At 74.1% G+C, this 18,143-nt stretch carries 16 protein-coding genes and 3 tRNA genes; 9 read left to right on the plus strand and 10 right to left on the minus strand.

Annotated features, from left to right (window positions below; all coding sequences use genetic code 11):
* The first annotated feature begins 69 nt into the window (after positions 1-69).
* The gene (purF, locus tag ACF0H8_RS04315) at positions 70-1,650 is read left to right on the plus strand and encodes an amidophosphoribosyltransferase (protein WP_395287760.1); all 1,581 of its coding nucleotides are present in this window, start codon (positions 70-72) and stop codon (positions 1,648-1,650) included.
* Positions 1,647-2,777, plus strand: coding sequence for a phosphoribosylformylglycinamidine cyclo-ligase (gene purM / locus ACF0H8_RS04320; protein ID WP_395287761.1), 1,131 nt, complete (start codon positions 1,647-1,649; stop codon positions 2,775-2,777). Before purF ends, purM begins: the two co-directional genes overlap by 4 nt.
* 207 nt (positions 2,778-2,984) lie before the next feature.
* Here purM and ACF0H8_RS04325 read toward each other — a convergent pair whose 3' ends face one another.
* Positions 2,985-3,179, minus strand: a complete 195-nt coding sequence (locus tag ACF0H8_RS04325) for a DUF3073 domain-containing protein (protein ID WP_395290804.1) — start codon at positions 3,177-3,179, stop codon at positions 2,985-2,987.
* A 344-nt stretch (positions 3,180-3,523) separates the two neighbouring features.
* Here ACF0H8_RS04325 and ACF0H8_RS04330 point away from each other — a divergent pair, with 344 nt between their 5' ends.
* Positions 3,524-3,745, plus strand: coding sequence for a BldC family transcriptional regulator (locus ACF0H8_RS04330; protein ID WP_395287762.1), 222 nt, complete (start codon positions 3,524-3,526; stop codon positions 3,743-3,745).
* A gap of 76 nt (positions 3,746-3,821) precedes the next feature.
* On the opposite strand, the gene ACF0H8_RS04335 is transcribed toward ACF0H8_RS04330, so the two are convergent.
* The gene (locus tag ACF0H8_RS04335) at positions 3,822-4,088 is read right to left on the minus strand and encodes a DUF3618 domain-containing protein (RefSeq protein ID WP_395287763.1); all 267 of its coding nucleotides are present in this window, start codon (positions 4,086-4,088) and stop codon (positions 3,822-3,824) included.
* Positions 4,085-4,531 carry a phage holin family protein gene (locus ACF0H8_RS04340; RefSeq protein ID WP_395287764.1) on the minus strand — a complete coding sequence of 149 codons (447 nt, stop codon included), beginning with the start codon at positions 4,529-4,531 and terminating at the stop codon, positions 4,085-4,087. Before ACF0H8_RS04340 ends, ACF0H8_RS04335 begins: the two co-directional genes overlap by 4 nt.
* Before the next feature lie 376 nt (positions 4,532-4,907).
* On the opposite strand from ACF0H8_RS04340, the gene ACF0H8_RS04345 reads away from it, so the two are divergent.
* Entirely contained in the window at positions 4,908-7,436 is a 2,529-nt protein-coding gene (locus ACF0H8_RS04345) for an ExeM/NucH family extracellular endonuclease (RefSeq protein WP_395287765.1), read from the plus strand.
* Between the two features lie 180 nt (positions 7,437-7,616).
* Here the strand turns inward: ACF0H8_RS04345 and ACF0H8_RS04350 are convergent, their stop codons facing one another.
* The 5 genes from ACF0H8_RS04350 to ACF0H8_RS04370 form a co-directional block, all read right to left on the minus strand.
* Positions 7,617-10,199 (minus strand): ABC transporter permease, encoded by a 2,583-nt coding sequence (locus ACF0H8_RS04350; RefSeq protein ID WP_395287766.1) that lies wholly within the window; start codon positions 10,197-10,199, stop codon positions 7,617-7,619.
* Complete coding sequence (locus ACF0H8_RS04355; protein ID WP_395287767.1) at positions 10,199-11,152, minus strand: ABC transporter ATP-binding protein; 954 nt, start codon at positions 11,150-11,152, stop codon at positions 10,199-10,201. Before ACF0H8_RS04355 ends, ACF0H8_RS04350 begins: the two co-directional genes overlap by 1 nt.
* A gap of 202 nt (positions 11,153-11,354) precedes the next feature.
* Positions 11,355-11,427: transfer RNA gene (locus ACF0H8_RS04360), tRNA-Phe, on the minus strand.
* Positions 11,428-11,469: 42 nt separating this feature from the next.
* Positions 11,470-11,543 (minus strand) — tRNA-Asp (locus tag ACF0H8_RS04365).
* Positions 11,544-11,597: 54 nt separating this feature from the next.
* Positions 11,598-11,670 (minus strand) — tRNA-Glu (locus ACF0H8_RS04370).
* Positions 11,671-11,820: 150 nt separating this feature from the next.
* Between ACF0H8_RS04370 and ACF0H8_RS04375 the strand changes: the two genes are divergently transcribed.
* Positions 11,821-12,177 (plus strand): metallopeptidase family protein, encoded by a 357-nt coding sequence (locus ACF0H8_RS04375; protein ID WP_395290805.1) that lies wholly within the window; start codon positions 11,821-11,823, stop codon positions 12,175-12,177.
* Between the two features lie 17 nt (positions 12,178-12,194).
* Here ACF0H8_RS04375 and surE read toward each other — a convergent pair whose 3' ends face one another.
* Positions 12,195-13,055 carry a 5'/3'-nucleotidase SurE gene (surE, locus tag ACF0H8_RS04380; protein ID WP_395287768.1) on the minus strand — a complete coding sequence of 287 codons (861 nt, stop codon included), beginning with the start codon at positions 13,053-13,055 and terminating at the stop codon, positions 12,195-12,197.
* Positions 13,056-13,126: 71 nt separating this feature from the next.
* Positions 13,127-14,197: a 1-phosphofructokinase family hexose kinase gene (locus ACF0H8_RS04385; protein WP_395287769.1), complete on the minus strand. Its 1,071-nt coding sequence runs from the start codon at positions 14,195-14,197 to the stop codon at positions 13,127-13,129.
* A 135-nt stretch (positions 14,198-14,332) separates the two neighbouring features.
* Here ACF0H8_RS04385 and ACF0H8_RS04390 point away from each other — a divergent pair, with 135 nt between their 5' ends.
* From ACF0H8_RS04390 to ACF0H8_RS04405, 4 genes are all read left to right on the plus strand, one after another.
* Positions 14,333-14,830: a GNAT family N-acetyltransferase gene (locus ACF0H8_RS04390; protein ID WP_395287770.1), complete on the plus strand. Its 498-nt coding sequence runs from the start codon at positions 14,333-14,335 to the stop codon at positions 14,828-14,830.
* A 69-nt stretch (positions 14,831-14,899) separates the two neighbouring features.
* Positions 14,900-16,843, plus strand: a complete 1,944-nt coding sequence (locus ACF0H8_RS04395) for a mechanosensitive ion channel family protein (RefSeq protein ID WP_395287771.1) — start codon at positions 14,900-14,902, stop codon at positions 16,841-16,843.
* A 69-nt stretch (positions 16,844-16,912) separates the two neighbouring features.
* Positions 16,913-17,326, plus strand: a complete 414-nt coding sequence (gene msrB / locus ACF0H8_RS04400) for a peptide-methionine (R)-S-oxide reductase MsrB (RefSeq protein WP_395287772.1) — start codon at positions 16,913-16,915, stop codon at positions 17,324-17,326.
* Positions 17,323-18,123, plus strand: coding sequence for an endonuclease/exonuclease/phosphatase family protein (locus ACF0H8_RS04405; RefSeq protein WP_395287773.1), 801 nt, complete (start codon positions 17,323-17,325; stop codon positions 18,121-18,123). Before msrB ends, ACF0H8_RS04405 begins: the two co-directional genes overlap by 4 nt.
* Positions 18,124-18,143: the final 20 nt, after the last annotated feature.

The raw sequence follows: 18,143 nt of genomic DNA on the forward strand, positions 1-18,143 counted from the left end.
TGAGAGGCGCCGGTCCCCGATGCCGGACCGGCCCGCCGCGGCCTCCGCGGGGTGTGCGACCATGGGCGCGTGGCACGCGGTGACGGACGGCTTTCCCACGACCTCCTACCCGGCGAGAAGGGACCGCAGGACGAGTGCGGTGTCTTCGGCGTCTGGGCCCCCGGTGAGGACGTCGCCCGGCTGACGTACTTCGGGATCTACGCCCTGCAGCACCGCGGGCAGGAGTCGGCGGGCATCGCGACCTCCGACGGCGAGAAGATCCTGGTCTACAAGGACATGGGGCTGGTCTCGCAGGTCTTCGACGACCGGGCGCTCGAGCCGCTCAGGGGCCACATCGCCATCGGGCACACGCGGTACTCCACGACCGGGTCCTCCTCGTGGGAGAACGCCCAGCCGACGCTCGGCCCGACCGCCTCGGGCACGGTCGCCCTCGGGCACAACGGCAACCTCACCAACACCCGGGCCCTCATGGACCTGGTCCAGCAGCGCTTCGGCAAGGACCTGCGCGGTGAGCTCGGCCGCGGCTCCTCCACCGACACCGCCGTCATCACCGCCCTCCTCGGCGGCACCGCCGAGGCCGGGGACCGGCTGGAGGACGTCGCCATGGAGGTGCTCCCGGTGCTGGAGGGCGCCTTCTCGCTGGCGTTCATGGACGAGCACACCCTCTACGCCGCCCGCGACGCCCACGGCGTGCGGCCGCTGGTGCTCGGCCGCCTCGAGCGGGGCTGGGCCGTCGCGTCGGAGACCGCGGCCCTGGACATCGTCGGCGCCACCTTCGTGCGCGAGGTGGAGCCGGGCGAGCTGCTCGTCATCGACGCCGACGGGCTGCGCACCCGCCGCTTCGCGGAGGCCACGCCGCACGGCTGCGTCTTCGAGTACGTCTACCTCGCGCGCCCGGACACCAAGATCGCCGGCGTGCCGGTCAACGCGGCACGCACCGAGATGGGGCGCGTGCTGGCCCGGGAGCACCCGGTGGACGCGGACCTGGTCATCCCCACGCCCGAGTCGGGCACCCCCGCGGCGATCGGGTACGCCCAGGAGTCCGGCATCCCCTTCGCGCAGGGGCTGGTGAAGAACTCCTACGTCGGGCGCACCTTCATCCAGCCCACCGACACGATCCGCCAGCTCGGCATCCGCCTGAAGCTCAACCCGCTCAGGGAGGTCATCGCCGGCAAGCGGCTCGTCGTCGTCGACGACTCCATCGTCCGCGGCAACACCCAGCGGGCGCTGGTGCGGATGCTGCGCGAGGCCGGGGCGGCGGAGGTGCACGTGCGCATCTCCTCCCCGCCGGTGAAGTGGCCCTGCTTCTATGGCATCGACTTCGCCACCCGCGCCGAGCTCATCGCCAACGGGCTGAGCACCGACGAGATCCGCGACTCGCTGGGCGCCGACACCCTGGGCTACATCTCCCTCGACGGCATGGTGGAGGCCACCACGGTGCCGCGCCAGCGCCTGTGCACCGCCTGCTTCACCGGTGCCTACCCGATCCCGATCCGCTCGGGCGCCACCGTCTCCGGCGCCGACGCGCCCAGCGTCCCGGACGCCCTCGGCGCCCCGACCGCCGGGCCCGAGGTGCCCGGCGTCCCCGCGGAGGCCGCGCCCCCCGCCCGCGTCTCCACCCCGACCACCGCAGGAGCCCCGCAGCCGTGAGCGAGACCCGTCCCAATTCCGCGCCCATCACCTACGCCCAGGCGGGCGTGGACACCGAGGCCGGGGACAAGGCCGTCGAGCTCATGAAGGACGCCGTGCGGGCCACGCACGGGCCGGCCGTGGTCGGCGGCGTCGGCGGCTTCGCCGGGCTCGTGGACGTCTCCGCGCTGCGCGGCTACCGGCGCCCGCTGCTCGCCACCTCCACCGACGGCGTCGGCACGAAGGTGGCCGTCGCGCAGGCGCTGGACATCCACCACACCATCGGCCACGACCTGGTCGGCATGGTCGTCGACGACATCGTGGTCGTGGGCGCCCGGCCGCTCCTCATGACCGACTACATCGCCACCGGCAAGGTGGTCCCCGAGCGGGTCGCCGACATCGTGCGCGGCATCGCCGAGGCGTGCGCCGTCGTCGGCACCCCGCTGCTGGGCGGGGAGACCGCGGAGCACCCCGGGCTGCTCGCTCCGGACGAGTACGACGTCGCGGGCGCCGCCACCGGCGTCGTCGAGGCCGACGCGGTGCTCGGCGCGGAGCGCGTGCGCCCGGCCGACGTGGTGGTGGCCATGGCCTCCTCCGGTCTGCACTCCAACGGGTACTCGCTGGTGCGGCGCGTCCTCGACGTCGCCGGCTGGGGCTACGAGCGCGAGGTGCCCGAGCTCGGCCGCACCCTCGGGGAGGAGCTCCTCGAGCCCACCCGGCTCTACACGCCCGCGTGCCTGGACCTGATCGAGGACGACGGCGTCGAGCTCCACGCCCTCAGCCACGTCACGGGCGGCGGGCTCGCGGCCAACCTGGCGCGGGTGCTGCCGCAGGGCGTCGTGGCCGACGTCGAGCGGGCGAGCTGGGTCGTCCCGCCGGTCTTCGAGCTGGTCCGCGGCCTCGGCCAGGTGCCGTGGCACGACCTGGAGGGCACGCTCAACCTCGGGGTCGGCATGGTGGCCGTCGTGGCCGCGGACAGCGCCGACGCCACCGTCGCGGCCGTGCGGGCGCGGGGCATCGACGCGTGGGTGCTGGGCCGGGTGACCGATGACGACGGCGCCCACGCCCCGGGCGGCGACGTGGTGCGGGGGACGAAGGGCGTGGACGGCGGTGCCGTGCGCCTGCACGGCAGCTACCGCACTGCCTGAGCGTCCGGGAGAGGGCCGTCGGCGCGCGGAGCGTCGCCGAAGAGTTTCCGCGGGATGTGTTCGCTACCGATCAACGACGCAGGGCGTCGTGGTTCTGGCCTGCCCTCGCCGGGTGTGCACCCGGCAGGTGGGCAGGCCAGAACCTCACTGAGACCGACCGTGATTCACGACATCAGGCCCCGGCGCCGACCGAGGCCGGTGGAGGGGTCAGCGAGCGGACGGGACGTCCCAGTCCTCGTCCCAGTCGTCCGTTGCCGGAGGGATCCGCTCGTAGTCGCTGTCTACGTCGTCAGTGCGCGACGCGAGCTCCTTCTCGAGAGCCCGGTAGTCGGTCTCGGGGCTGAAGTACTTCAGCTTCCGAGCGACCTTCGTCTGCTTGGCCTTTTGACGGCCGCGCCCCATGGCGTCGACCCCCTCCAACGTAGAACCGGGGCAGGCACCTGCTGGTGCGGCCCCGCGTATGTGGTCATCTTTGTCGTGGGGCCACGCTACATGGTCGAAGTGCCTTACAGCCATTCCTGCGTGCGCATCCGTCGCCGCGCGCGTCGGCGCCGCGTCGGGCCGGGTCCTCGAGGGGCGCCATGCCGCCGGTTGGTTGCGGGGGAGACCTCCGGCGTGTGGCAGAAGTTACGCCGCAACAGTCCAGATTGTCGGGACCATGGGCCCGGCTGCGCCTGCCGGGCGCGTGATTGGCTGAGCTCCTGCGGCGCGCACGTAGCGCGCGGCCGAGGAGGAGGGAGGAAGCCATGGCCACGACCGATGGCGCCACCGGGCAGCTGCTCACGCCGTCCGAGGTGGCGGCACGGTTCCGCGTCGACCCGAAGACCGTGACGCGCTGGGCGAACGCCGGGAAGATTTCCTCGATCCGCACGCTCGGCGGCCACCGGCGCTTCCGCCGCAGCGAGGTGGAAGAGCTGCTCGCCGCCGGCGGACTCACCGACGACGGGCGCCAGGAGTCGCTGCACTGAGAGCCGCGGCGCGGGACGCCACGACGGACTACGGCGCGCCCTTGCGGGCGCGCCATCACGTCGCGGGGCCGGGGCGTCAGCGCCCTCGGCGCGCCGCCCCGACGATCATGAGACCGATGAACGCGAGCGCGCCGCCGACGATCGCGACCGCCTTCGGCTCGCCCTTCTTGACGTCGCCGGCGAAGGTCTGAGCCTTCGCCGTGGCGGCGGACCGGGCGGCGTCCAGCTGCGCGCGCGGGTCGAGGCGGTCACTCAGCTCGTCGACCGTGCTGGTCAGCTCGAGCCGCGCCCTGGCGATGTCGGCCTCGATCTCCTCCGCGGAGCGCTTGCGCTGGTCGTTCACCTCTGGATCCCCTTCTTCACGGCCTCGAGGTCGTCCTTGAGGCCCTCCTGGGGCTTCGGCGCGAACCGCTTGGAGGCGTCGATCTTCTTCTTGCCCAGCAGCGCGGCGATCCCCGCCACGATGAGCAGCACCACGCCGACGATGAGCGCGGAGAGCCAGGCCGGCAGCACCGTGGCCAGCCCCAGGATGGCAGCCGCCAGCAGCACGCCCACGGCGTAGAGGGCGACGACGCCGGCGGCGCCGAGGAAGCCGGCACCGGTGCCGAGCCGCTTGCCCTTCTCCGCCAGCTGGATCTGCGCCAGCTGCAGCTCGTCCCGGATCAGGCGCGAGAGCTGCTCGGACACCGTGGCGATCAGCTCGCCGACGCTGCGCCCCCTCCCGGGCCCCTCGACCTTCGTGGCCTCGACCACCGGGGTGGTCTGGTGCTGTGCGGATGTGCTCACCGCGATCGTCTCCTCGTCAGCGCCGTCACCGGCGCCCAGTCGCTTGCGGGCGATCCGGCCCGAACACCTCATGATTGCGGTCTCGGGCCGGGCGTGCACGCCCATCGCCCCAGGGTTTCACGATTGTGACCGGCCGTAGGCGCGCCGGGCCGGGCGATCGCGGCCCGCGCCGCCCGGGGCGGGCACGGGTGCTGGGGCGGCGGGTGTCCGGCGGATGACCTGTGGATGAAAATTCGGGCGGTAGCGCGCGCTTTTCCTTGACCCCGGGTTGACCCGTCTGAATCATGACTCGTGCCTCCCCCGTGGGGGAGGACCAACGTGTGCGGGGGCACCCGCGTTCGAGCCCGCCGGTGCGCCGGCGCATGAAGGAGTGGCCGTGAGCCTGCTGTCCCGTCTGTCCCCGAGCAGGAAGGCGGGTGCGGCGGCTGCCGTCGCGGGCGCCGTCGTCCTCGCTCCCGTCGCCGGCGCCGTGCCGGCCTTCGCCGCGCCCGACGGCAGCGGCGTGGTCATCAACGAGGCGTACCTCGTCGGCGGCAGCGCCGGCCAGCCGTACACCAACAAGTTCGTGGAGCTCTACAACCCCACCGACGCGCCGGTGGAGCTCACCGGGCTGAGCCTCCAGTACAAGTCGGCGACCGGCACCACCTGGAGCGTCGTCCCGCTGAGCGGCACCATCGCCGCCGGCGGCTACTTCCTGGTCCAGGGAGGGGCGAACAGCAGCAACGGTGAAGCCCTGCCTTCTCCAGATCTGCAGACGAGCCTCAACCCGGGCGGCGCCAACGGCGTGCTGCTGCTGGCCGAGGGCACCACGGGCGCCACGATCCCCACCGGCGACGCCGCCGGCGCGCCCGGGGTCGTGGACCTGGTCGGGTACGGCTCCGCCAACACGTACGAGGGCACGCCGGCGCCGGCCGGGAGGGGCACCGGGACGGTCGGTTCGCTGGCGCGCATCGACGGTGCGGACACCGACGACAACGGCGCGGACTTCTCGTTCGTCACCGAGGTGACGCCACAGGGCTCCGGGGGCACCGGCGGCGGCGACCCCGAGCCGGCGGAGCCGACCGAGGTCACCATCGCCGAGATCCAGGGCACCGGGGACGCCTCGCCGTTCGTGGGCCGGGAGGTCGTCACCCGGGGTGTCGTCACCGCCGCGTACCCCACCGGCGGCTTCGACGGCGTGTACGTCCAGACGCCCGGCACCGGCGGCGACCTCGCCGGGCACGACGCCTCGCACGGCGTGTTCGTCTACGGCTCGGGGATCGCCGGCGCGGTGCAGGTCGGCGACCACCTCGAGGTTACCGGCGAGGTGGACGAGTACCTCGGACTGACCGAGATCGTCTCCCCCGAGTGGACGGTGCTGGACGAGGAGGTCGCGCCCGTCGTGCCCGCCGAGATCGCCTTCCCCGGCACCGACGCGGAGCGTGAGGACTTCGAGGGCATGCTCGTCGCCCCGCAGGGCGCGTACACGGTGACCGACACGTACTCCACCAACCGCTACGGCCTGGTGGGGCTCGCCGCCGGCGAGGAGCCGCTGCACACCCCCAGCGAGATCGCCAACCCGGTGACCGACCCGGCCGGCTACGCCGCGGTCGTCGCGGACAACGCCGCCCGGGCCGTCTCCCTCGACGACGGCGCGAGCTGGGACTACACGAACTTCAACCGCGACTACCACGAGACGCCGCTGCCGTACGTCAGCCTGGAGAACCCGGTCCGGGTGGGCGCCGCGGTCACGTTCACGGACCCGGTGATCCTGGACCACCGCTTCCAGTGGAACTTCCAGCCGGCCACCCAGGTGACCGGCGACAACGGCGCGGCGCCCGCGACCTTCGAGAACACCCGCGAGGCCGCCCCGCAGCAGGTCGGCGGCGACATCCAGATCGCCTCGTTCAACGTGCTCAACTACTTCACCTCCCTGGGTGAGGACGAGCCCGGCTGCGACGCCTACGTCGACCGCGAGGGCGAGGAGACCACCACCGACTACTGCGACGTCCGCGGCGCCTACGACGAGGACAGCCTCGAGCAGCAGGAGGCCAAGATCGTGGCCGCGATCAACGCCCTGGACGCGGAGATCGTCGCGTTGGAGGAGATCGAGAACTCGATCCACTTCGACGGCGACCGCGACGAGGCCCTGGCCACCCTCACCGCCGCGCTCAACGCGGCCGCCGGCGCCGGCACCTGGGCCTACGTGCCCTCCCCGTCCGTGGTGCCCGAGGGCGAGGACGTCATCCGCAACGCCTTCATCTACCGCTCCGCCCGGGTGGTGCCGGTGGGCGAGTCGGTGATCCTGGACGACCCCGCGTTCGACAACGCCCGCCAGCCGCTGGCCCAGACCTTCCGGGCGCTGAACCCCGGCGGCCGGCCCCAGGGCGCCGAGCTCGCCGTCATCACCAACCACTTCAAGTCCAAGGGGTCCGGCGAGGGCCCGGGCAACGAGGTGGACGAGGGGCAGGGCAGGTCCAACGCCGACCGCGTCGAGCAGGCCGAGGCGCTGGCCGCCTTCGCCGACGACCTCTACGGCGCGGACACCCCGGTGTTCCTCGTGGGGGACTTCAACGCCTACACGGCCGAGGACCCGCTCGCCGTGCTGGCCGAGGCGGGTTACACCAACGTCGGCCAGACGATGACCACGGAGGACACCTACTCCTTCGACGGCATGGTCGGCTCCCTGGACCACGTCTTCGCCAACGAAGCCGCGCTCGGGCTGGTCACGGGTGCGGACATCTGGAACATCAACTCCGGGGAGTCCATCGCGCTGGAGTACAGCCGGGCGAACTACAACGTGCTGGACCTGTACGAGCCGACTCCGTTCCGGTCCTCCGACCACGACCCGGTCCTGGTCGGGCTCGACGTGCTGCCCGGCGAGGCGCCGGACCACGCCTGGGTGGAGGGCGAGCGCGGCCGGTAGCCCGGGCCGTGCCCGCGTCGGCGGACCGGCCACGTAGAACGGCAGCGCCGAGGTAGAACGGCAGCGCCGAGGTAGAACGCCACAACGTTCTACCTCGGCGCTCGCGTTCTACCTCGCCGCTTGTGTTCTACCTGGGGGTGGTCCTGTTCCTGCCTCGCCGTCGAACCGGGCCGCCGCCCGCTACTCGTCGGCCACGGCCTGCAGCACCGGCAGCGACGTCGCCCGCCACGCCGGCAGCACCGCCGCCACCACCCCCACCACGCCCGAGAGCAGCACCATCACCGCGAGCAGGTCCCAGGGGATCGCGAGCTCGGTGAGCCCCTGGTCGGCGAAGACGCTGGGCAGCGCGGAGGCGAGCCCCACGCCGACGGCCACGCCGAGGACGGTGCCGTACACCGCCGTCAGCACGGACTCGATGACGATCGTGGCGGCGAGCTGGAGCCGGCCGAGCCCGACGGCGCGCATCAGCCCGATCTCGCGGGTGCGCTCGATGACCGCCAGGGCGAGGGTGTTGACGATGCCGAGCACCGCGATGACGACGCTCAGCCCGAGCAGGGCGTACAGGATCACCATCGCCCGCTCCACCTGCTCGGCGAGGGAGCTCGTGAGCTCCTCGGCGTCCTGGACGGTCAGCACGGCGTACGGCTCGACGACGGCGTCCAGCGCCGCCCGCAGGTCCTCCGACGCCACCCCCGGGGCGCCGTCGACCAGCACGGCGAGCACCGACGTCTCGTTCGCGGGCACCGCGGCGCGGAACAGCCCGGCGTCCATCACCACCGGCGCGGCCAGCAGCTGGGACTCCACGACCGCCGTCACCGGGGCCTCTCGCGGCCCGTCCGCGGTGGGGACGGTGAAGGTGTCGCCGACCTGCCAGCCGTGCTGCACGGCCGCCGTGCGCGCGACCGCCAGCTCGCCGTCCGCCAGGCCGCCGAGGTCGCCGTCGACCACGGCCACCTGGATGGTCTCGCCGAGGGCGTCCGCCGGCAGCCCCGCGGCGCGGAAGGCCTCCGAGGCGCCGTCCGGCCCGGTCAGGGTCACCCGCCCGAGGGTGACCGTGTCCGCCCGCCCCACCTGCGGCACGGCGGCGATGTCCGTGGCCACCTGCGGCGGCACCGCCCGCGTCGCCGACTGCACCCAGAAGTCCGCCCGCGACTCGGTGGCCACGATGGCGCTGGTGGAGGCCTGGGCGGACTCGGCGAGCACGGCGCACGCGCCGACCAGCGCCATGCCGATCATCAGCGCCCCCGCGGTGCTGGCGGTGCGGCGGGGGTTGCGGGTGACGTTCCCGCGGGCGAGCCGGCCCATGGGCCGGGCCAGGGCCACGAAGGGCACGGCCAGCCCGGCGAGCACCGCGCGGGCGATGGCGGGGGAGACGGCGAGCATCCCGAGCAGCACCGCGCCGGCGCCCACGCCGAGCCAGGTGCCCGCCCGCTGGTTACCCTCCTGCACCGACCACACGGTGGCCGCCACGCCCCCGGCGAGGGCGACGGCGCCGACGACCGCCCGCAGCCGCAGGGACCGCTCGACCACGACCACGTCGTCGCGCATGGCCTCCACCGGCGGGGTGCCGGCCGCGCGCCGGGCGGGCACGAGCGCGGCCACCAGGGACATGCCGGCGCCCAGGACGACGACGGCGACCGCCTGCCCGCCCGTGATCACGACGTCCCCGGCGAGCTCCATGCCCATCGACCCGAGCCAGCTGCGCACCAGGGCGATGAGCCCGATGCCGCCGGCGATGCCGGCCGCCGAGCCCACGATCCCGACGACGCTCGCCTGGCCCAGCACGGTGAGGAGCACCTGGCCGGGGGAGGCGCCCACCGCGCGAAGCAGCGCGAACTCCCGCTGGCGCTGGCGCACGGCCATGGCGAAGGTGTTGGCGATGATGAACGCGCCGACGAACAGCGAGATGAGGGCGAACACGAGCAGGAACGTGCCGAGGAACCCGAGCAGCCGGTTGACGGCGTCCGTGGCCTCCTCCCGCATGCGCTCGCCGGTGACGACCTCGACGGCGCTGTCCGCGACCTCCGCGGCCACCCGGTCCTCGAGCGCGGCGAGGTCGGTGCCCTCCTCGGCGAAGATGGCCACCTGCGGGACCAGCCCCTGCGGCGCGAAGGCGGCCGCCCCGGTCGCGGGGTCGACCAGCACCAGGGTCGTGCCGACCATCGGGTTGCCGTAGGTCACCTCGCCGACGACCGTGACGTCGCGCAGCTGGCCGTTGCCCACCACGACCTGGGTGGCGTCGCCGATCTCCAGGCCCGAGGCCTCGCGGGTCGTGGTCTCCAGCGCGATCTCGCCCGCGTCCCGCGGGGCGCGGCCCGCGACGAAGGTGGCCGAGGGGTCGTTCTCACGCACGGCGCTGCCCAGCGACGGCGCCTGCCCGTTGACCACCGCCTGCCCGTCCGCGCCGATGAGGACGACGGTGCCGAGCAGGTCGGGCACCGCCTGCTCCACGCCGTCGACGTCGGCGACCTGCTCGGCCAGCGTCAGCGGGACCGGGGCGCGGGCCTCCGTCAGGGTGCCGCCGGGCGCCTCCGGGGCGCCGCCGCCCTCGCCGGCCGCGCCGTCGGGCACGGCGGGCTCGGCGCCGCGCAGGTACAGGTCGCCCTGGGTGGTGGAGGCGATGATCGAGCCGAAGGTGTCGGCCAGCATGGCGCGCAGCGAGAACGTGCCGGTGACGAACGCGATTCCCAGCGTCACGGCGAGCACGCTGAGGAGGAAGCGGCCGAGGTGGGCGCGGATCTCGCGCAGGGCGACGCGGAGCATCAGGCGCCGCGCCGGCGCTCCCGGGCGGCGCTGAGCGCGCCCAGGGCCTCCAGGATCGTCGCCTCGTCCGGGCGGAGCAGCTCGGCCTCGATGCGCCCGTCGGCGAGGAAGATGACGCGGTGCGCATAGGCGGCCGCGCTCGGCTCGTGCGTCACCATGACGACCGAGTGGCCCAGGTCGTCGACGCTGCGGCGCAGGAAGGCGAGGACCTCCGCGGCCGCCCGGGAGTCGAGGTTGCCGGTGGGCTCGTCCGCGAAGACCACCGACGGCTCGGCGATCAGGGCACGGGCGCACGCGACCCGCTGCTGCTGGCCGCCGGAGAGCTCCGAGGGCCGGTGGTGCAGCCGGTCCTCCAGGCCGACGGCCCGGACCACGGAGTCGAAGTGCGCCTTGTCCACCGGGCGCCGGGCGATGTCCAGCGGCAGGCGGATGTTCTCGGCCGCGGTGAGGGTGGGCACGAGGTTGTAGGCCTGGAAGACGAAGCCGATGCGGGTGCGGCGCAGCTTGGTCAGCTGGCGCTGGTTCATCCGGGAGATCTCCACGCCGTCCACGACGACGGAGCCGGCCGTGGGCGAGTCCAGCCCGGCCATGCAGTGCATGAGGGTCGACTTGCCCGAGCCCGACGGGCCCATGACCGCCGTCAGGGCGCCGCGGCCGAGGTCGACGTCCACGCCGTCGAGGGCGCGGACCTGCGTCGGGCCGGCGCCGTAGACCTTCGTCAGGCCGCGCGCCGAGGCGATGACCTCCCCGCCGGGCGCGAAGGCGACGCCCGGGCGTGCCGCGGTGGCGGCGCGCGGCCCGGGCCGCCCGGCGCCCGCCGGAACGGGACCGGCGGCGGTGACCGCGCCGCCCGACGTCGCGCTCGCGGCCGCGACCGTGCTCGTTGCCGGGGCCACGCCCACCGCGCGCGCGCCGGCGCCGTCGGGTGGCCCGCCGGCCCTGTGCCTGCCCATGTGGCGATTGTCGCCCACCGCCGTCCCCCGCGTCCCGACGGCGGGGCGGGGACGGTCCACGGCGACGGCGGCGTGGTGGCGTGGCGCGGGGACGGGTGAACGGCCGCACGACGACGGGCGAGCGGAAGCGCGAAGGGCCGCGGCGTGCGGACTCACCGGAGACGCGCGAAGGCCCCGCACACAAGTGCGGGGCCTTCCGAGGTGGCTCCGACCGGCGTCGATCCGGTGACCTTTCGATTTTCAGTCGAACGCTCTACCAACTGAGCTACAGAGCCCTGACACGAACGCCCGGTCCTGAGACCGGGCGTCCGTACCGGCGACCCCGACGGGACTTGAACCCGCGACCTCCGCCGTGACAGGGCGGCGCGCTAACCAACTGCGCTACGGGGCCTCGTGTGAGGCGTGGAGCCTGGTACTGCTATGAAGTTGTGGTCCTGCTGGAGCGTACCCCCAACGGGATTCGAACCCGTGCTACCGCCGTGAAAGGGCGGGGTCCTAGGCCGCTAGACGATGGGGGCCCGTTCTTGCAGTGGACGCCCGTGACGCCGGAGCGCCCCAAGACCTCGGTAAGCATATGGGGAAGGTGGGGCCGGGAGCAAAATCGGGAGACTGTGCTTCCGGTCACCCCCGTGCCGGGCCCCGGGGGGCAGGATGGTGGCGTGGTGGAGATGACGCGCGAGGCCTTCGAGGAGGCCGTCTCGGACGCGCTGGACCTCATCCCCGTCGAGCTGGCGGACCGGATGGACAACGTGGTCGTCCTCGTCGAGGACGAGCCGACGGCGGAGCAGCTCCAGGGCGAGGAGGACGACCTGCTGGGCATCTACGAGGGCACCCCGCTCACGGAGCGGGACTCGTGGTGGGCCGGGTCGCTGCCGGACCGCATCACGATCTTCCGCGGGCCGACGCTGCGGATGTGCGACTCGGCCGAGGAGGTCGTGGAGGAGGTGGCCGTCACGGTCGTGCACGAGGTCGCGCACCACTTCGGCATCGACGACGAGCGCCTCCACGAGCTGGGCTGGGCCTGACGTACCGGCGTCGCCGCTCAGACCTCCTCGTCCTCGGCGACCTCGCCCGCCACGGCGTCCGCGCCGGAGGACATCACCGTGCCCGTGCTGACCTCGACGAGCCCCTCCGCCTCGGCCACCGCCCCGTCGAAGGCGGGGAGCACGATGTCGCTGTCGTCGTCCACCGGGGCGCGCACCATGCTGACCGTCGCCCAGCCGCGGGCCAGGAGGTAGTGGTCGGTGCCGGGCTCCTCCTCCGCCTCCACGCCCGAGTAGGTGAGCTGGACGTAGCCCGAGCCCTTCTCCTTCACCCGCGCCTGCACGGCACCGAAGCTGGCCAGCGGGGCCGCGCGCAGGCCGCGGAGCCGGTCCGGGGCGACGTCCGGCACGTTGATGTTGAGCACCCGGTCGTGCCAGGGCTGCTCGACCAGCCAGTGCAGGGCCCGCGCGGAGACCTCCTGGGCCGTGTCCCAGTGCTGCGGCTTGGCGGAGGAGATCGACACCGCCATGGCGCGGATCTGGTGCGCCGAGGCGGAGAGAGCCGCCCCCACCGTCCCGGAGTGCAGGGTCGCGCGGCCGGTGTTGGCGCCGAGGTTGATGCCGCTGAGCACGACGTCGGGCTTGGGGCCGAACGCGCCGAAGGAGGCGACGAACGTGATGAGCGCGGGGGCCGCCTTGACCCCGAAGGACTGGACGTCGTCGGGCAGGCCGGGTGGCCGCTCGTCCACGAGCACCAACTGCCCGTCCTCCTCCTGCGCCGTGAGCGACGCGCTCGCACCGGAGTACTGCCGGTGGGGCGCGGCCACGACGACCTCGTGCCCGGCTTCGAGCGCCGCCTGCGCCAGCACCGTCAGGCCGGGGGAGGCGATGCCGTCGTCGTTGGTGACGAGAACCCGCACCGTTGACCATCTCCTTCAGATCCTCGAGGCGCTCCCACCATCATCGACGAGGAGGCCCTTCCACGCCCGCGCTACGCCATCGCGCGGATGGTGATGCGCTGGGCGAAGCGCTCGATCTGGTCCCGGCGCCCGGTGCCCAGGCCTCGGCGGGTCACGTTGAGCGCGCCGGCGGCGGCCCCGAGCCGGACGGCGTCGGTGATGTCCAGCCCCCGGCCGAGCCCGACGGCGATCCCCGCCGTCATCGAGTCGCCGGCGCCGCGGTGGTCCAGCGGCGTCATCACCGGGCCCTCCGCCTCGTACACGCCGTCCGCGGTGACCAGGAGCGAGGGGTCCTGGGCGCGGGAGATCACCATCGCCCCGACCCCGTCGGCCACCAGCCGCTCCGCGACGGCGACCAGCGACGTCGGGTCCGCGTCCGGCGCCAGGCCCGCCCCGCAGACCTCCTCGTGGCTCATCTTCAGCACGTTGGGGCCGGCCTTCGCGGCGGCGACGGCGGCTTCGCCGGACAGGTCCGCCACAACGGGGTACCCCGCCGAGCGCAGGTCCCGCACGATGCGCCCGAAGAAGCTCGCCGGCACCACGTCCTCCGGCTCCGAGCCGGTCACGACGAGCACGTCCGCCTCCAGCGCGTCCACGAGCACGGTGCCGTAGAGGTCGTCGAGCTCGTGCCGGTTGAGCGCGAACGGCGGCATGTGCGCGACGATCTCGCGGTCCTCCCCGCGCAGGTCGTACACGTAGGCGCCGTTGCCACCGTTGTAGGTGACGCCGTGGATCGTGAGCTTGTCGGTGCTCAGCATCTGCGCGACGAGCGGGCCGATCTCCCCGCCGAAGGGCCCACAGACCGTGACGTCCGCCCCCAGCGAGACGGCCATGCGCGCCACCCACAGGCCCTGACCGCCCGGATGGAGATGGACGTCCGCCTGGTAGTCGGAGCGGCCGGGGACTCCCTGGGGGTCGGCGATCTCCACGGCCAGCAGCGGGGTGGGGGCGAGCACGCAGATCCGCGGCCGGCCGTGCGCGGCGCCCGCCACGGCGTCCGGCATGCCGCCGGGCGTGCGCGCCGAGGGGGCCTGGCGGGTGGAGCGCCAGCCGGTGGCGTCGGGCGCGAAGACGGGGTCGCCCGGCCCGGAGGTGCCGTCCATGCAGGGAGACTAGGGGGGCGCGCCGTCGCGCGCGCGGGATCAGTCGACGAGCGCGGATGGCCCCGCGCGAAACCGGCACAACTCCATCTGTCTCACCCCCTGGCACCTGACGGCGCCCGGGGGCACCATGGGGGCATGACGAGCCCCCAGCAGGCGACGTCGACGCCGCCGGTGCGCATCCTCGAGGGCCAGGCCGCCAGCGAGCGCGCCACGCGCGCCCTGAACGCCTACTTCGCCGAGCTGGACGAGCGCCTGCCCGGCGGCTTCGACCCCGCCCTGACCGAGCAGGTGGACCCCGACGACGTCACGCCGCCGCGGGGGGACTTTCTCCTGCTGACCGAGCTGGCGACCGGGCGGGTGCTCGGCTGCGGCGGGGTGCGGCGGCTCGAGTCCGGCGACATCGAGCTGCGCCGCATGTGGCTCGCCCCCGATGCGCGCGGCAAGGGCCTGGGCCGGTTCCTCCTCCGCGCCCTGGAGAACCGTGCCCGCTCCCTGGGCGGGCGCCGCGCGGTGCTCAGCGTCAGCGAGGAGCTCACCGAGGCCATCGCGCTGTACAAGGCCGCCGGCTACACGCCGACGGACCCGTTCGAGGAGAACCCGTACGTGCAGACCTTCCTCGGCAAGGACCTGTGACGGGTCCGACACGGGGCGTTGCCGGTCCACCCAGGAAACGCCCAGGGTGGCTTCCGTAGCCTGGGACGCATGACGTCAGACTCGCTCGAGGACACCGTCTCCGACACGCTCGATGACACGCTCCAGGTGACCGTCGACCTCCTGACCCTGGTCCTGTGGGTCGCCGGAGGGGTGGTCGCCGCCCTGCTGCTCAGCTACGTGATCACCGGCATCGCCCGGGTGATCAACCGGCGCCGCCCCGTGGTCGGCATCATCTCCCGCCGCGGCCGGCGGCCCTTCCAGGCCATCCTGGTGATCGTCGGCGCCTGGACGGGGCTGGTCCTCGCCGTGCCGGTGCCGCAGGGCATCCGGGAGCCGGCCTGGCGCAGCCTGGCGACGCACGGCCTGCTGATCGCGCTGATCGTCGCGTGCACCTGGTTCGTGGCGGCGATGGTCCGCGTGGTCGAGGACATCGCGCTCGCGCACGTGAAGGAGTCCGGGTCCAACTCGCGGGCCCGGCGGGTCCAGACCCAGGCGCAGGTGCTGCGCCGGGTCGGCGTGGTCGTCGTCGTCGTCCTCGGCATCGCAGCGACCCTGCTGACCTTCCCGGGGATGCGAGCCGCCGGCGCCAGCATCCTGGCCTCGGCGGGCATCCTCTCCGTCGTCGCGGGCCTGGCCGCGCAGACGACCCTCGGCAACGTCTTCGCCGGCCTGCAGCTGGCCATGACGGATGCCATCCGCGTCGACGACGTCGTGATCGTCGAGGGCCAGTTCGGCCACATCGAGGAGATCACCCTCACCTACGTGGTGGTGCGGCTGTGGGACGACCGCCGCATGATCATGCCGTCGACGTACTTCACCTCCACGCCGTTCGAGAACTGGACCCGGCAGGCGCCCGCCCTGCTCGGCACGGTGGAGTTCGACGTCGACTGGCGCGTGCCCGTCCCCGCCATGCGGGCCGAGCTCGAGCGGCTGCTGCGCCACACCGACCTGTGGGACGAGCGCGTGGGCATCCTGCAGGTCGAGAGGGCCACCGGCGGCGGGCTGCAGGTGCGTGCCCTGGTCTCCGGCAAGGACGCGCCGACCCTGACCGACCTGAAGTACTACCTGCGCGAGAACCTCGTCGACTGGCTGCAGACGGTGGCGCCCTACGCCCTGCCGCGGACCCGTTACGAGCCGCAGGAGGTCGTCGAGCTCACGGACCGGCGCACCGACCCCATGTACAAGGAGCTCCGCGAGGAGATCCACGAGCTGGCCGAGCTCGACGGCGCCGCCGAGGCGGAGGCGGAGCCGGACACCCTGCTGATCCCCGCCGGGAGCGAGGATCCGGAGCGCCGGCGCGAGCGCGAGGCGTCGGCCCGCCGGGCCCGCCGCCGCGCCGAGCGCGAGGACAAGCGCCGGCTGCGCAGCGGCGAGGGGCTCGGCCGGCGGGCCGAGCGTCGTTCCCGCGGGTCGGTGGACCAGACCGAGCTGCTGGAGCTCGGCGCCCTCGACGGGGCCGACGGCACGCCCGAACGCACGAGGTCCCATGCCCAGCACGGCGCCGGGGCCGACGCGACGGCGCAGGGCCGCGCGGTCGCTGACGCCCAGGGCGGCGACGACGCCCGCCGCCCGGCTCCCGCCCCGGCCGGCCCGGAGGAGACCGGTGTGATCGAGGTGGGGGCCGCCACACCCGTCGTGCGCGACGGCGCCTCCCCGGCCGAGGGGCACCCCGGCACGCGCCGCACGTCGATGCGCAAGCGCGCCGCGCGGGCGGAGCGCGAGACCACCGGCACCGCGGTGCTGCACCCGACGGCGACCACGGCCACCACCTCGGCCGCCGGGCACGAGGCGAGCATGTTCACCGGCTCGCCGCAGGCCGAGGAGCGCGCCCAGGCGTTCAGCGGTCCCGGGGAGGAGGCGATGGAGGAGCGCGAGCTCGAGGCGGAGCGCAAGCGCGCCGCCGAGGACAGCCGGCGGGCGCGCGAGCTGCAGGGCAAGGACGCGACCCCGGAGGACTCGGGCGGCGGCGACGGCGGCGACGGGGGCGACTGAGGGTCGTGGCGGCGTCGCCCGGACGCCGGCAGAGGTGACGAAGGGCCGTGCGGGGCGCAACATGGAGCCATGACGAAGATCTCCAAGACCGACGAGCAGTGGCGCGCCGAGCTCGACCCCTTCGAGTACCACGTGCTGCGCGAGGCGGGTACCGAGCGGCCCTTCACCGGGAAGCTGCTGAACGAGGACAGGGTGGGCGTCTACCGCTGCCGGGCGTGCGGGGCCGAGCTGTTCCGCTCCAGCACGAAGTTCGAGGCCCACTGCGGCTGGCCGAGCTTCTACGCCCCCAAGGACAACGACGCCGTCCAGCTCCTCGAGGACCGCTCGCACGGCATGGTCCGCACCGAGGTGCGGTGCGCCAGCTGCGGCTCGCACCTGGGCCACGTCTTCGACGACGCGCCCCAGACGCCCACCGGCGACCGGTTCTGCATGAACAGCGTCTCGCTGACCTTCGAGGAGAGCCCGGACGGCGCCGCTTCGTGACGCTGCGGCTCCTCACCCTCAACCTCCAGCACGGGCTGCCCGCGGTCGGGGCCCCGCGCGCCGGGCAGCTGCCCGACGCCCGGTCGCTTCGCGAGGCGGCGGGCGAGCTCGCGGCGGTGGGCGCCGACGTCGTCCTGCTCCAGGAGGTCGACAAGGACCAGCCGCGGTCCGGCCGGGCGGACCAGGCGCGCCTGCTGGCCGCCGAGCTGGGCATGCCGTACCACCGCTTCGCCGCCAGCGTCGCCGGGAACGTCACCGGCCTGCGGATCGGGGCGCGCCGCAGCCAGGTGCGCGGGGCCGGGTACGGGGTGGCGCTGCTGAGCCGGTACCCGGTGCGGTCCTGGCACGTGCTGCCGCTGCCCGGCGCCGGCCTGCGGCTGCGCCGCGGCGACCTGCTGGGATGGTCCCTCGGCGGCTGGTACCCCCAGCTGGACGGACGGAGGGTGTGCCTCGCCGCCGTGATCCGGACGCCGGAGGGGCCGGTGTCGGTGGCGGTCACGCACCTGTCCACCGTTCCGGAGACGGCCCGGCGCCAGCTGGCCCGGTGCGTGCAGGCGCTCGGGACGCTGCCCGGGCCGCGCCTGCTCGGCGGCGACCTCAACCTGCTGCCCGCCGACGTCTCGGCGGTGACGGGCTGGCGGGCCCTGGCGGGCGCCCACACCTTCACCAACGCCCGGCCCCGCAAGCAGCTCGACCACCTGCTCTCCGACGGTGTGACCGCGGCGGGGCCCGGCCGGGCGCACCACCTGGGCATCTCCGACCACGCCGGGCTGAGCGTGGACGTCCGGCTCGGCTGAGCCACCGGGAACGGCGCCGT

Origin of the sequence: Georgenia sp. AZ-5 (assembly GCF_043952095.1) — a bacterium.
GTDB lineage: Bacteria > Actinomycetota > Actinomycetes > Actinomycetales > Actinomycetaceae > Georgenia.